This is a genomic window from Stenotrophomonas sp. SAU14A_NAIMI4_5 (assembly GCF_003086795.1).
Classification (GTDB): domain Bacteria; phylum Pseudomonadota; class Gammaproteobacteria; order Xanthomonadales; family Xanthomonadaceae; genus Stenotrophomonas.
The window spans coordinates 3,679,760-3,693,908 of the sequence record NZ_CP026003.1 but is presented as its reverse complement, the minus strand read 5'-3'; the positions used below and the strand labels follow the sequence as shown (position 1 = coordinate 3,693,908).

The 14,149-nt window shown below is 66.4% G+C and carries 9 protein-coding genes and 1 riboswitch; of the genes, 5 read left to right on the top strand and 4 right to left on the bottom strand.

Features of this window, described 5'->3' with window-relative positions:
* Nucleotides 1-30: 30 nt before the first annotated feature.
* The 3 genes from C1925_RS17040 to ilvC are packed head-to-tail and all read right to left on the bottom strand — an operon-like array spanning nucleotide 31 to nucleotide 3,012.
* Entirely contained in the window at nucleotides 31-279 is a 249-nt protein-coding gene (locus C1925_RS17040; protein WP_079223152.1) for an ACT domain-containing protein, read from the bottom strand.
* Nucleotides 263-1,999, bottom strand: coding sequence for an acetolactate synthase 2 catalytic subunit (gene ilvG / locus C1925_RS17035; protein ID WP_108769927.1), 1,737 nt, complete (start codon nucleotides 1,997-1,999; stop codon nucleotides 263-265). The genes C1925_RS17040 and ilvG overlap by 17 nt, the downstream gene beginning before the upstream one ends.
* A gap of 38 nt (nucleotides 2,000-2,037) precedes the next feature.
* Nucleotides 2,038-3,012, bottom strand: coding sequence for a ketol-acid reductoisomerase (ilvC, locus tag C1925_RS17030; protein ID WP_108769926.1), 975 nt, complete (start codon nucleotides 3,010-3,012; stop codon nucleotides 2,038-2,040).
* A gap of 740 nt (nucleotides 3,013-3,752) precedes the next feature.
* Between ilvC and ggt the strand changes: the two genes are divergently transcribed.
* Nucleotides 3,753-5,471, top strand: coding sequence for a gamma-glutamyltransferase (ggt, locus tag C1925_RS17025; protein ID WP_108769925.1), 1,719 nt, complete (start codon nucleotides 3,753-3,755; stop codon nucleotides 5,469-5,471).
* Between the two features lie 561 nt (nucleotides 5,472-6,032).
* On the opposite strand, the gene C1925_RS17020 is transcribed toward ggt, so the two are convergent.
* A complete protein-coding gene (locus C1925_RS17020; protein ID WP_108769924.1) occupies nucleotides 6,033-7,610 on the bottom strand; it encodes a BCCT family transporter in 1,578 nt (525 codons plus the stop codon).
* Between the two features lie 182 nt (nucleotides 7,611-7,792).
* Nucleotides 7,793-7,894, top strand: a riboswitch (TPP riboswitch).
* A gap of 84 nt (nucleotides 7,895-7,978) precedes the next feature.
* Here C1925_RS17020 and thiC point away from each other — a divergent pair.
* The 4 genes from thiC (at nucleotide 7,979) to C1925_RS17000 (ending at nucleotide 14,103) form a co-directional block, all read left to right on the top strand.
* Entirely contained in the window at nucleotides 7,979-9,775 is a 1,797-nt protein-coding gene (gene thiC / locus C1925_RS17015) for a phosphomethylpyrimidine synthase ThiC (protein ID WP_108769923.1), read from the top strand.
* A 70-nt stretch (nucleotides 9,776-9,845) separates the two neighbouring features.
* The gene (locus C1925_RS17010; protein WP_108769922.1) at nucleotides 9,846-10,517 is read left to right on the top strand and encodes an ion channel; all 672 of its coding nucleotides are present in this window, start codon (nucleotides 9,846-9,848) and stop codon (nucleotides 10,515-10,517) included.
* A gap of 258 nt (nucleotides 10,518-10,775) precedes the next feature.
* Nucleotides 10,776-13,088, top strand: a complete 2,313-nt coding sequence (locus tag C1925_RS17005; RefSeq protein WP_108769921.1) for a winged helix-turn-helix domain-containing protein — start codon at nucleotides 10,776-10,778, stop codon at nucleotides 13,086-13,088.
* Between the two features lie 115 nt (nucleotides 13,089-13,203).
* The gene (locus C1925_RS17000; RefSeq protein WP_108769920.1) at nucleotides 13,204-14,103 is read left to right on the top strand and encodes a helix-turn-helix transcriptional regulator; all 900 of its coding nucleotides are present in this window, start codon (nucleotides 13,204-13,206) and stop codon (nucleotides 14,101-14,103) included.
* Nucleotides 14,104-14,149 lie beyond the last annotated feature (46 nt).

The following is a 14,149-nucleotide window of genomic DNA, read 5'->3' as shown; positions in this document are numbered from 1 at the left end:
GCACCGTGGTCGCTACGGTACGGGTGTTCATCATGCAGCTCCTTCCACGGGCGTCAGCTGTACCGACACACAGTCGTAGATCTTTTCCATCTGCCGGCACAGGGTTTCCGGCGGCCGCTGGCCATCGACCACCAGCTGCAGGTGCCAGCGTCCGTCATCGGCGGCCACCGGCGCGCCGCTGATCGCGCGCGGGGCGAAGCCGCGGCGTTCGGCCATGCCGATCACGCGCAGCAGCGCGCCTTCGGCCGGGTGCAGCACCAGGTCAAGCCGGTATTGCATTTGGGGTCTCCTGGCGGGCGTGGGCGGGGTTGCTTTCCAGCATGGTGCTGTTGGCGGTGTTGGGCGGCACCAGCGGCCACACGTTGGCGCGTGCATCGATGGCCACGTGCAGCAGGGCGGGGCCCGGTTCGGCCAGCAGCGCGGCCAGGCCGCCTTCCACGTCGTCGCGGTTGTCGATGCGGGTGGCAGCGATGCCGAACACCTTGGCCAGGGCCACGAAGTCCGGGTTGTCGGACAGGTCGATCTCGCTGTAGCGCTCGGAGAAGAACAGCTCCTGCCACTGCCGCACCATGCCCAGCGAACTGTTGTCCAGCAGCACGATCTTCACCGGCAGGCGGCAACGCGCGATGGTGGTCAGCTCCTGCACGTTCATCATGAAGCTGCCATCGCCGGACACCAGCACCACGGTGCGGTCGGGGCAGGCGAACTGCGCGCCCATCGCCGCCGGCAGGCCGAAGCCCATGGTGCCCAGCGCGCCACTGGTCAGGTGGTTGCGCGGGTGGTTGAAGCGGCAGTGCTGGGCCACCCACATCTGGTGCTGGCCGACATCGCAGGCGATGACCGTGTCGGCCGGCGCCACTTCGCTCAGCCGCTTCAGCAGCGCCGGGGCGTAGATGTGCTGGCCCGGTGCGTCGTAGCGGGCGGCGAAGCGGTCGCGGTGCTGGGCACAGCGCTTGCGCCATGCGTCCTGGTGGGCCTGGGGGGAGGGGAAGGCCGCACGCAGGGCGCGGATGGCATGGCTGACATTGCCCGGCACCGCGACATCGGCGCTGCGCAGCTTGGAGATCTCGTAGGCGTCGGCGTCGATGTGGACCACGCGGGCGAACGGAGCGAACTCGGCCAGCTTGCCGGTGGCACGGTCATCGAAGCGCGCACCCAGCACCAGCAGCAGGTCGCTTTCCTGCACCGCCATGTTGGCCGCGCGGGTGCCGTGCATGCCCAGCATGCCCAGCGACTGCGGGTGCTGCGGGGGCAGCGCGCCCAGGCCACGCAGGGTCATCACGGTGGGGATGGCGCTGGCCTCGGCGAAGTCGCGCAGGTCCTGCACGGCCTCGCCCAGGGCAATGCCACCGCCGGCGTAGATCACCGGCTTCTCGGCCGCTGCCAGTGCAGCGATGGCGTCGGCGATGGCCGCATCGGCGGCCGCGGCCGGCGGTTCCACGCTGGACGGCACATGCGCCGGCAGGTGGCTGGCATCGGCCAGCTGCACGTCCTTGGGCAGGTCGATCAGCACCGGCCCGGGGCGGCCCTCGCGGGCAATGCGGAAGGCGTCGGCCACCACGCGCGGCAGGTCATCGACGCTGCGCACCAGCCAGCTGTGCTTGACGATGGGCAGGGTCAGGCCGAACACATCCAGTTCCTGGAAGGCGTCGGTACCCAGCAGCGGCGTGGCGACCTGGCCGGTGATGCAGACCATCGGCACCGAATCCAGCATCGCATCGGCGATGCCGGTGACCAGGTTCGACGCGCCGGGGCCGGAGGTGGCCACGCAGACGCCGACCTGGCCGCTGGCGCGGGCAAAGCCATTGGCCGCCAGCGCCGCACCCTGCTCGTGGCGCACCAGGATGTGCTTCAGCGACGAATCCACCAGCGCGTCGTAGAACGGCATGATGGTGCCGCCGGGATAGCCGAACAGCGTACGGACGCCCTCGGCCTCCAGCGCCTGGGTCAGCCAGCGCGCGCCGTTGGGCGGCGCGCTGCGGTGTGTGGGAGAGTTCATGGGGGAACCTTGCAAAGCGGGTGGGGGTGGCCGCGTGGTTACGCGGCCTGTCCTTGCAACCAGACCATCTTGGCGCGCAGTTCCTTGCCCACCTTCTCGATCGGATGCTCCAGGTCGGCCTGCTTGTACTTCTTGTAGTTCGGCAGGCCCGCTTCGTACTCGGCCACCCAGTTCTTGGTGAAGGTGCCGTCCTGGATGTCCTTCAGGACTTCCTTCATGCGCTCCTTGGTGCTGGCGTCGATCACACGCGGGCCGCTGACGTAGTCGCCGTACTGGGCGGTCTCGGAGACGAATTCCAGCATGCGCGAGATGCCGCCTTCGTAGAACAGGTCGACGATCAGCTTCAGTTCGTGCAGCACTTCGTAGTAGGCGATTTCCGGCTGGTAACCGGCTTCCACCAGCGTTTCGAAGCCGGCCTGCACCAGCGCCGAGGCGCCGCCGCACAGCACTGCCTGCTCACCGAACAGATCGGTTTCGGTCTCTTCCTTGAAGGTGGTCTGGATCAGGTTGGCGCGGGCGCCGCCGAGGCCGGCCGCATAGGCCTTGGCATGCTGTTCGGCGTTGCCGGTGACATCCTGGTGGATGGCCCAGATGCACGGCACGCCGCGGCCGATTTCGTATTCGCGACGGACCAGCGCGCCCGGGCCCTTCGGCGCGACCAGCACCACGTCCAGGTCGGCGCGCGGCTCGATCATGCCGTAATGCACGTTCAGGCCGTGGGCGAACAGCAGGCAGGCGCCCTGTTTCATGTTCGGCGCCAGCACCTCGTTGTACAGCTCCTTCTGCACCATGTCCGGGGTCAGCACGGCGACCAGGTCGGCGTCCTTCACGGCGTCAGCCGGGGCCACCACGTTGAAGCCGTCGGCCTGGGCCTTGGCTTCGGTCGGGCCGCCCGGGCGCAGGCCTACCACCACGTCGAAACCGGATTCGCGCAGGTTCAGTGCGTGGGCGCGGCCCTGGCTGCCGTAGCCGATGACGGCGATCTTGGTCTGGGGCAGATCGTTGGTGCTCATGGGGGAGGTTCCTTGCGGTGGGAAGAAAAAGACGGGAAGAAAAAAGACGGCCGGCAGTCGAAGCGACGTACCGGCCGGTCAGGGGAAAACGGCGGGGGAGGCGCCACGCATCGCACGGGCACAGCCACCACGAGGCGTCGTGGTGTGGCAGGTCCGGGTTTTGCAGTTGGCGGTCTTCATGGTGGTTGCGTCTGAAACCAGGTCTTGAAATGAAAAAACCCGCACCGGGGCGGGTGCGGGTTTTTGTCGAGTTCCGGTGTGTCTGTTGCTTACACGCTGGCTCGTCCCGCACCTGTTGGCTGGGTAATAAGTACGAGCACGAGAATCGAACGCAGCGAGGCGGCGCCGGTGTCGGCGGCTTCAACGTGGGTTCGCAGTGGCGTGGTGTGGTGCAACATGTGATCGAGAGAAACATGTGCGATTCGGCAGTGTCAACCCTGGCAACGGATATTTTTTTGGTTTCCGCTGCATCCGGCGCAATCGCTTGCGGCACAAGGATGGTTGCGACTGAAATTGTTTCGGTGAACCGGAATTCACTCTTTTCAGCGGGTTTTTTGCGCGGGAATGAGGGGCTTTTACCGCTGCGCTCGCCGGGCACGGCCCGGCGCTACCGGGTCCCGTGCAGGTAGCGCCGGGCCATGCCCGGCGGATTGCCAGCGCCTTCCATGACCTCTGCCCGATACCGCGTGAAGGCCGCAGCGGCGAAGATCGGGGCACCACCCTTTCCCCGGAACCCGACCGTGTCCCGACGCCTTGCCCGTTCCCTGCTGGCCGCCGCCGTACTGGCCGCGATGCCCGCGCTGTCCTTCGCCGCCGACCGCATCACCGGCCACACCTTCGCCACCCGCTCGGAGGTGATCGCCCCACATGCCATGGCCGCCACCTCGCAGCCGCTGGCCACCCAGGTCGCGCTGGACGTGATGAAGGCCGGCGGTTCGGCGGTTGACGCTGCCATCGCCGCCAACGCCACCCTCGGCCTGATGGAGCCGACCGGCAACGGCGTGGGCGGCGACCTGTTCGCCATCGTCTGGGACCCCAAGACCCAGAAGCTGTACGGCTACAACGGCTCGGGCCGCTCGCCGAAGTCGCTGACCCTGGCCGAGTTCCAGCGCCGCGGCCTGAAGGACATCCCGGCCACCGGCCCCCTGCCGGTCTCGGTGCCCGGCGCGGTCGACGGCTGGTTCGCCCTGCACGAGCGCTTCGGCCGCAAGCCGATGGCCGACAACCTGGCCCCGGCCATCCGTTATGCCCGCGAGGGGCATCCGGTGGCTGAGGTCATCGCGTACTACTGGGACCGCTCGGTACCGAAGCTGTCCAAGTACCCCGGATTCAGCGAGCAGTTCACGATCAACGGCCACGCCCCGCGCAAGGGCGAGATGTGGAAGAACCCGAACCTGGCCAGCACCCTGCAGCAGATCGCCGACGGCGGCCGCGATGCCTTCTACAAGGGCGCCATCGCCCACACCATCGGCGACTACTTCAAGGCCAACGGCGGCTACCTGAGCTACCAGGACATGGCCGACCACCACGGCGAGTGGGTCGAGCCGGTCAGCAGCAACTACCGTGGCTATGACGTGTGGGAACTGCCGCCGAACAGCCAGGGCATCGCCGCGCTGCAGATCCTCAACGTGCTGGAAGGCTACGACTTCTCGAAGATCCCGTTCGGCTCGCCCGAGCACGTGCACCTGTTCGTCGAAGCCAAGAAGCTCGCCTTCGCCGACCGCGCGCGCTTCTACGCCGACATGGCCTTCCAGCCGGCACCGGTGCAGAAGCTGATTTCCAAGGACTACGCAGCGCAGCGCCGCGCGCTGATCTCGATGGACAAGGCACTGAAGGAAGTGCAGCCAGGCACGCCCAAGCAGCTGGAGGAGGGCGACACGATCTACATGACCGTGGCCGACGCCGACGGCATGATGGTGTCGCTGATCCAGTCCAACTACCGCGGCATGGGCAGCGGCATGGCACCGCCGGGGCTGGGCTTCATCCTGCAGGACCGCGGCGAGATGTTCGTGCTGCAGAAGAACCATCCCAATGGCTACGCACCGGGCAAGCGCCCGTTCCAGACCATCATCCCGGGCTTCATCACCAAGGACGGCAAGCCTTACGCCAGCTTCGGCGTGATGGGCGGTGCGATGCAGCCGCAGGGCCACGCGCAGATCGTGATGAACCTGGTGGACTTCGGCATGAACCTGCAGGAAGCCGGCGATGCACCGCGCATCCAGCACGAGGGCTCGACCGAACCGACCGGCCAGGCGACGGCGATGAGCGATGGCGGTGAAGTGAATCTGGAAATCGGCTTCCCGTATGAGACGGTGCGCGCGCTGATGCGCAAGGGGCATCGCATCGTGTTCGCCGACGGCCCGTATGGCGGCTACCAGGCGATCATGCGTGATCCGGAGAGCGGGGTTTACTACGGTGCTTCCGAGAGCCGCAAGGATGGGCAGGCGGCGGGGTACTGAGTTTCCCGGCCAACGGGCTGAGCCCCCTCTGCGGTGGTGGTGGTTTCAGTAATGCTGGGTTTGGCCGGGCGGGTGGGTTGTCTGGGGGACGCTGCAAGTACGTCCATGTAAGCTCGGTCGCCGCATCCATGCGGCTCACGCCCCCAGCCAACCCACCCGCCCGGCCACGGACGGTTTCCGTGGCCATCACCGCAGGAAAAGAAAAAAGAAGAGCAAGAGCAAGAGCAAAGGCGACAGCCACAGCCGCTCGCTTTGAGTTAAGGTCGGATCCGTTTTCCGCAGGAAAACGGATCCGACCCCTTCTTGTTTTCCGATACACCCCATCCACGCATGGCGTGGATCTACTGCCGTCACCGGGAAATTGTCGGAGGCGGGGAGGGGACAGTTGGCGGGACCGTCCACGGCATGGATGCCGTGGCCGAGCCTACAGGGACGTACTTGCGGCGTGTCCCGCCAGCTGTCCCCTCCCCGCCCAACCAGCAGCAACCCAGAGCCGCTCTGGCTTCGGCCGTTGCAGTTGCATTGAGCAGGTGCAGGGCTGCAAGCCCTGCAAAAACACACTTAATCCTGATCGTGCGCCCGCGCCGCCTCCGCCTGCGTCTCCTCCTGCGCCGCCATCTCCCGCGCAATCCACGCATCGATCATGTGCCGCTGCCGCAGCGCCTGCCGGCGCTCCCGCGTGTACTCCTCATCCAGTACCCGGTACAGCGACACCATCACCAGCACCATCAACAGCGCGAACGGCAATGCCGCGATCGTGATCATCCCCTGCAGCGCATCCAGGCCGCCGGCCAGCAGCAGCGCACCGGCTATCAGCGCGATGCCCACGCCCCAGGCCAGCTTGCGCTTCAGCGGCGGATCGCCCGCCTCGTCGGTCGACATGCTCGCCAGCACCAGCACCGCCGAATCGGCCGAGGTCACGAAGAAGATCATCAGCAGCACCAGCGCGATGCACGACAGCAGCAACGGCATCGGCATGCTGTCAAACAGGGTGAACAGCACCGTCTCGTAGCCATTGCCCAGCGCCTGCACCAGATCGGCGTGGCCGAAGATCTGCGACCAGATGGCCGTGCCGCCGAATACCGAGAACCAGAAGAAGCCCAGCAGCGTCGGTGCCAGCACCACGCCCACCACGAACTCGCGCACGCTGCGACCGCGCGAGATGCGGGCGATGAACGAACCGACGAAGGGCGCCCAGGAGATCCACCACGCCCAGTAGAAGATCGTCCAGTCGGCCACCCACGTGCTCGACGAGAACGGCGACATGCGCAGGCTCATCGTCACCAGCTGGTTGAGGTAGGAGCCCAGCGTGGTGGTGAAGGTATTGAAGATCGCACCGGTGGGGCCGAGCACCAGCACCAGGGCCAGCAGCAGCGCCGCCAGCGCCAGGTTGAAGTTGGACAGCCATTTGATGCCCTTGTCCACGCCACTGAGCGTGGACGCCATGTACAGCACGAAGGCCACCGCGATGATGGTCAGCTGCAGTGGCACGCCCGCATGCAGCCCGAAGATGCGCTGCACGCCGGCAGCGATCTGGATGGTGCCGAAGCCCAGCGTGGTGGCGACGCCAATGGCGGTGGCGACGACGGCGGCGACGTTCACCACCTTGCCGATCCAGCCGCGATGGTGGCGGCCGATGATCGGCTGCAGCATGTCACTGACCAGGCCACGTCCGTTGCGGTTGAACTGGAACCAGGCCATCGCCAGGCCGATCAGTGCGTAGATCGCCCACGGGTGCAGGCCCCAGTGGAAGAACGCGTACCGCATCGAAGCGCGCGCGGCGTCCATGCTCTGTGGGGCGATGCCTTCCGGTGGCTTGCTGAAATGCGAGATGGGTTCGGCCGCGCCCCAGAACACCAGGCCGATGCCCATGCCGGCGGCGAACAGCATCGACATCCAGCTGGCACGCGAGAATTCGGGTTCGGCATCTTCGCCGCCGATGCGCAGGTTGCCGAAGCGACCGAACGCCAGGTACATCAGGAAGACCAAGGCGAGGAACACGACCAGCAGGTAGAGCCACCCGATGCCGCGGATGAGTTCGCCGAGGATGCTCTGCACGACGCTGTTGAAGGGGCCAGGTGCGACACCGGCGAGCAGCACCAGCAGCAGGACCAGTGCGATGGAAACGCGAAACACCATGAAGGAGCTTCTCCGATCAAGGGATTGAGGGGAGCGAGCCAGAGCTTGCAGCGAGGGCCACGCATGCGGCACCGCATCACGTTACTGAACGGGATGTCATCGTTCCGTTAACGGTGGGTCGGATCCCGTTGCCCAGCAACGGGCTCTGACCCCTGTCCCCACACCTTCGTGCTCTAATGCGCAGCAAGAAGCGGGGGTACCGCGGCCTGGTGGTCGCGGTTGAGATAGTCCCTTGGAACCTGATCCGGCTCATACCGGCGTAGGGAAGCTTTGCAGTGCTGCCGTGCCCGGAGTCCGCCCAAGGACCGTCCGGGCGCGGTGCGCAGTGCGCCGCCGCTTCGTCCCTGACCTTTCCTGGACGATGCCCGATGAACGCACAGCTCTCCGCCCTGCAGCAGCAGGCCCAGCAACTCTCCGAATCGGTGATCCAGCCGATTGCCGGTTCGCGCAAGATCCATGTGCCGGGCTCGCGCCCCGATGTGCGCGTGCCCATGCGCGAAATCGTGCTGTCCCGCACGCCCGCGTTGTTTGGCGGCGGCGAGAACGCGCCGGTCACGGTGTATGACACCTCCGGTCCCTACACCGACCCCCAGGTGCAGATCGATCTCTCCGCAGGCCTGCCGGCGCTGCGCCGCGGTTGGGTCGAGGAGCGGGGCGACACCGAACAGCTCGATGGCCTGAGCTCGGCGTTCGGTCGCGACCGCGAACACGATGCGAAGCTCGACCCCGTGCGTTTCCCCGCGCGCAGCCTGCCACGGCGCGCGCGTGCCGGTGCCAACGTCACCCAGATGCATTACGCACGGCGCGGCATCATCACGCCGGAAATGGAATTCGTCGCCATCCGCGAGAACCAGCGGCTCGAGGCGATCCGCGATGCGGCGCTGCTGCAGCAGCATCCGGGGCAGTCGTTCGGCGCCGCCATCCAGAGCATCATCACCCCCGAATTCGTGCGCGATGAAATCGCCCGCGGGCGCGCGGTGCTGCCCAACAACATCAACCACCCGGAAAGCGAGCCGATGATCATCGGCCGCAACTTCCTCACCAAGATCAACGCCAACATCGGCAACAGCGCGGTGTCCTCGGGCATCGCCGAGGAAGTGGAGAAGCTGGTGTGGGCCATCCGCTGGGGCGGCGACACGGTGATGGACCTGTCCACTGGCAAGCACATCCATGAAACGCGCGAGTGGATCATCCGCAACTCGCCGGTGGCGATCGGCACCGTGCCGATCTACCAGGCGCTGGAGAAGGTCGACGGCCGCGCCGAAGCGCTGACCTGGGAAATCTTCCGCGACACGCTGATCGAACAGGCCGAGCAGGGCGTGGACTACTTCACCATCCATGCCGGCGTGCTGCTGCGCTATGTGCCGCTTACCGCCAAACGTGTCACCGGCATCGTCAGTCGCGGCGGCTCGATCATGGCCAAGTGGTGCCTGGCACACCGCAAGGAGAACTTCCTCTACACGCATTTCGAAGACATCTGCGAAATCATGAAGGCCTACGACGTGACCTTCTCGCTGGGCGATGGCCTGCGCCCGGGCTGCATCGCCGATGCCAACGACGCGGCGCAGTTCGGTGAACTGGAAACGCTGGGCGAACTGACGAAGATTGCCTGGAAGCATGATGTGCAGACCATGATCGAAGGCCCCGGCCATGTGCCGATGCAGCTAATCAAGGAGAACATGGACAAGCAGCTGCACGAATGTGGTGAAGCGCCGTTCTACACGCTGGGGCCGCTGACCACCGATATCGCACCGGGTTACGACCACATCACCAGTGCCATCGGCGCGGCGATGATCGGTTGGTTCGGCACGGCCATGCTCTGCTACGTCACGCCGAAGGAACACCTGGGCCTGCCCAACCGACAGGACGTTCGCGAGGGCATCATGGCCTACCGCATCGCCGCGCATGCGGCGGACCTGGCCAAGGGCCATCCGGGTGCACAGGTGCGCGACAACGCGTTGAGCAAGGCGCGCTTCGAGTTCCGCTGGGAAGACCAGTTCCACCTCGGGCTGGATCCGGAAAAAGCCAAGGCGTTCCATGACGAGACGCTGCCGAAGGATGCGCACAAGCAGGCGCACTTCTGTTCGATGTGCGGTCCGAACTTCTGTTCGATGAAAATCACCCAGGATGTGCGTGACCATACCGAAGCGGGGTGGCAGCGGTAGCGCCCGGCGCTACCACCACGCATCCACGCTGCACCGGCTATCCTCGCGCCACCACACAGGGAAGCACGCCATGCCCGTTGCCATCACCACCCGTTGGCTGGCCATCGCCCGCCGTCATCCGTCGGCCTGGCTGCTGGGGGCGCAGCTGATCGCGGTGATGTTGTATCCGGCACTGGATGACACCGCAGGCGGGCGCGCCGCGTTGGGTGTGTTCGGCATGGCGGTACTGGGGCTTGCGCTGTGGGTGGTGCAGCGCAGCCCGCTGGGAACGTGGCTGGCCCTGCTGCTGGCCATCCCGTCGGTGGTGTTCTCCATTGCCGCGGCACTGCTGGACCGACCCGCGCTGGGAACCACGGCGCAGCTGCTGGAAAGCCTGCTGTATTTCTATACGGCAGGCGCGTTGATCGCTTACATGCTGCAGGACCATAAGGTCACCCGCGATGAGCTGTTTGCCGTTGGTGCTACGTTCACGTTGCTCGCGTGGGGATTCGCGTTCGCATTTGCGGTCTGCCAGCAGTGGTATCCGGGCAGTTTCCAGGGCAGTGGAGAGGGGCCGCAGCGCACCTGGATGGAACTGCTTTATCTGAGCTTCAGCTTGCTGTCCGGGGTGGGGCTCAGCGACGTCGTCCCGCTGCATCCACAGGCACGCGCATTGGTCATGCTGGAGCAGTTTTCCGGTGTTATGTACGTCGCTCTGGTGGTTTCGCGACTGGTCGGATTGACCATGATCCGGCGTCTCTGAAAATGAACCCCAGATAAAAATTTCGCGCCCAAAGGGGCGCGAATGATGTTGCTGCTTATGTGAATGCGTCGGCGAGAGAGAGCCTGATGTCCACCACGCATAGGCGAGGTAACCTGCATAGGCTAATATTCGCGCGCTTCGTTTTTTTTGCGGTATGCGCCGATGCTTTTTGCGGAATCTGGCTTCTCGCTGTGCCTCGGACGGAATCGTGTCGATTGGCAGTTGCCTCCGTGGCCCGTTTCAGACCTTTAGCAGCACATGACCAGCGAAACCCAGCCGCCTGAAGCCGACCGCATACGGATCGGCGATTGCACCGTGACGTTGTCCTCGCGCGAGGTTGACGTCGTGGGTGCGCGTCGCCCGCGCCGGCTCACGCCGAAAGCGCTGGGCGTGCTGCGCGTGCTGCTGCGGCAACCGGGTCGCGTGGTCACCCGCGAAGAACTGTTCGCGGAAGTGTGGCCGGATACGCTGCCGACCAATGATGTGCTGACCCAGGCCGTGACGCAGCTGCGCAAGGCGTTCAGCACCGACCAGGACAACGGCCAGACCTACATCGAAACCATCGCCAAGACCGGCTATCGATTGCTGGTGCCGGTGCAGCTGCTGGCCGATGCCGTGCCTGAAGGTGCGGAGGACGCGGCATCGCCCGAAGCGCTGGCCGTTGATGAACCCATGGCGGTGCTGCAGCCGGCAGCGGATGCGGCGGCGCGCCGTCGCTGGCGCTACTGGCGTCGTCGCCTGCTGCTGGCGCTGGGCGTGGCGATGCTGCTCGCGTTGCTGGTGCTGACGGTGTTGCTGGTGCGGCGTCCGTCGCCGGTGAGCTCGCCGGTGGATGCGGCGGTGGAAGATGGCACCCGCGTGATCGGCAGCCCCGAACGCCCGTATCGCCTGATCACCGCGACCGCCGGATTCGAGACCTATCCCACGTTGTCGCCGGATGGTTCGCAGGTTGCCTATGAAGGCGCGAACGAGGACGGCAAGGGCGGGAACGCGATCAAGGTGCAGACCTCGGGCAACGCGCCGGCACGCCAGCTGCTGTCGCCGCCGGAAGGCGCCAATGATCGTTTCCCGACCTGGTCACCGGATGGCCGCGAGATTGCCTTTGCACGCTTTGGTGCCAACGGCAGCTGCCAGGTGCTGGTGGCCAGTGCCACCGGCGGCGCGCTGCGCCAGGCCACGCGCTGCGATGGCACCGAACTGCTGAGCTTCGACTGGACGCCGGACGGCCGTGGCCTGGTGTTCGGCAGCATGGTCGGCCGCTACGCCCATCGCGGCATCCGTGTGCTGGATCTGCCCACCGGGCAGTGGCGGGCGATCGACTACGCGGTGGACGAGGACGATTTCGACTATGCGCCGCGCTATTCGCCCGATGGCCGCTGGCTGGTGTTCGTGCGCAACCCGCAGTTGGGCGATCTGTGGCGCGTGCCGGCTACGGGCGGCACGCCCGAACAGCTGACCAATGAATCGGCCGAGCTGCGTGGCTGGGCCTGGCTAGGCGATGGCCGCACCATCGTGTTCGGCCGCCGCGTCGACAGCGAAGCCCGTCTGTACTACCTGGACGTGGCACGCCGCACCCTGCGTGATGCCGGCCTGGATGATGCGCAGTGGCCGGCGGTGTCGCGCCGCGGCGACATGCTCGCCTTCGTGCACCGGCGCGCCCAGTTCGGCGTGTTCAGGATGTCGGCGACCGGTGGCAGCGAGCGCCTGTTTGCCTCCAGCGGTCGTGACGCCCAGCCGATGCTGGCCCCCGATGGCCACCAGCTGGTCTTCAGTTCCGACCGCTCCGGCAGCTTCGCGCTGTGGTGGGCCGACCTGCAGCGACCCGATTCGTTGCGGCCGATCGAGGGGCTGCGCCCGGAGGCCCGGCAGGCCCCGGACTGGTCGGAGGACAGCCGCCAGGTGCTGGTGGTGGGCCGCGATGATCACGGCAACGCGGTGGTCTATGAGATCGCGCCCCGCGACGAGCGATTGCAGCTGCTTCCGGTGCCGGTCGAGCAACCCCTGCAGGTGCTGTACGGGGCGAACCCGGACCAGCTGCTGGTGCTCGAGCGCGACGCGGACCAGCACACCCGCCTGAGCCTGTTCGACCGCAGCAGCCAGCCGTGGCGGCGCCTGGCCAGCGTGGAAGGCGTCTCCCAGGCGCGTTTCGACCGCAGCGGCGGGCGGGTGGTGTTCACCCGGTTGGCGGCCAGCGGGCTGTGGTCGATCGATCCGGCCCTGGACCAGGCCAGTGTCCAGCAGATCAGCCAGGACCGGCCCAGCCGCTGGCGCTACCGGACCTGGACCGTGGCCGGGCAGGGCGGCGTGGATTACCTCGGTACCAGCAATGCCTGCGCCACCACCCTGGTGCGCCTGCGCGGCAATCACGAGGAGCCGGAGCGCTGCCTGGATGCGCAGCGGCTCAGTGCCGGTAACGGCCTGAGCGCCAGCGCCGATGGAAACGACCTGTATCTGGCCCTGGCGGTCACCGACGGGGCGGACATCGGCGTCATGCACCTGCCCAAGGCGGCGCCGTCGCTGTTCCCTGCCTTCAGCAAGTTATTGATCTTCAACGACAATGGGCCTTCGTAATTTCTTCGTGACGCTCTCGTCGCGAATTCGTGGCGATCTCGTCAGACTTTCCTGACGCGGAAGCACCTGATTGGGCAAAACGGAGGCCTGTACTTGGCAAATCCGTGGTGCCCACATGCGTCAACTTTCCCTGGCCGATCGCGGCCAAACCGTGTCCCTCGACAAGGCCGTCGACGATGTAGCCCCGACCTGCCTGGGCGTTGCCCGCCTGGGCAGCCTGCAGACCGCCGGCGTCAACTTCACCGTCTGGATGCAGGTGCGTGGCACCTCCTGGGTGGAAGCGAAGGAAGGCCGGTTCCGGCTGCGCCAGGGTGAGTGGATCGCGTTCGAGAAGGAATCGCGCCCGCTGGTGCAGGCCGGCCGCAATGGCCTGTGCGTGGGCCTGAGCCTGAATCCGGAGGCGCTGCGGGTGCTGGCCGAGCTGGCCGACTGCGGTCTGTACGCCGGCCGTGGCCGGATGAGCCGCAGCGACGCCCGCGTCGGCCTGCGCCTGTGGCGTGAGGCACTGGCCAATGGCCTGCCGGCGCCGTCGCTGCGTCCGCTGCTGCTGCACCTGGCCGGCCTGCAGCGCAGCCTGGCGGACAACGTGCAGCGCTGCCCGGGCCGTTCGCGCAGCCGCAAGCGCCAGGTGTTCGGTCGCATGCAGCGCGCCCGCCTGTACCTGGAAGGCAACAGTCACCGCGTGGTGCGCATCGGCGAACTGGCCGAGCTGACCAACTTCTCCAGCTGGTATCTCTCCAAGACCTTCCAGAGCCTGTACGAGGAAAGCCCGCAGTCGCTGTCGGCACGCCTGCGGCTGGAGCGTGCGGCGGATCTGCTGCGCGACACCGACATGATGGTCGGCGAAGTGGCTGCGGCCAGTGGCTTCGACAACTGCTGCAGCTTCGCCCGTGCCTTCCGTGCGCGCTATGGCACCTCCGCTTCGCGTTTTCGTGAAAACGGCGCGAAGCTTCCGCCACAATCGGCAAAGTCTCCGGGTGTGTCGCGCAAATTCAGCGCTGCAACGCAATCGTAACGTGCTGGGGTGTTTTAACACGCTGCTAACACGTACCTTGGAGAGA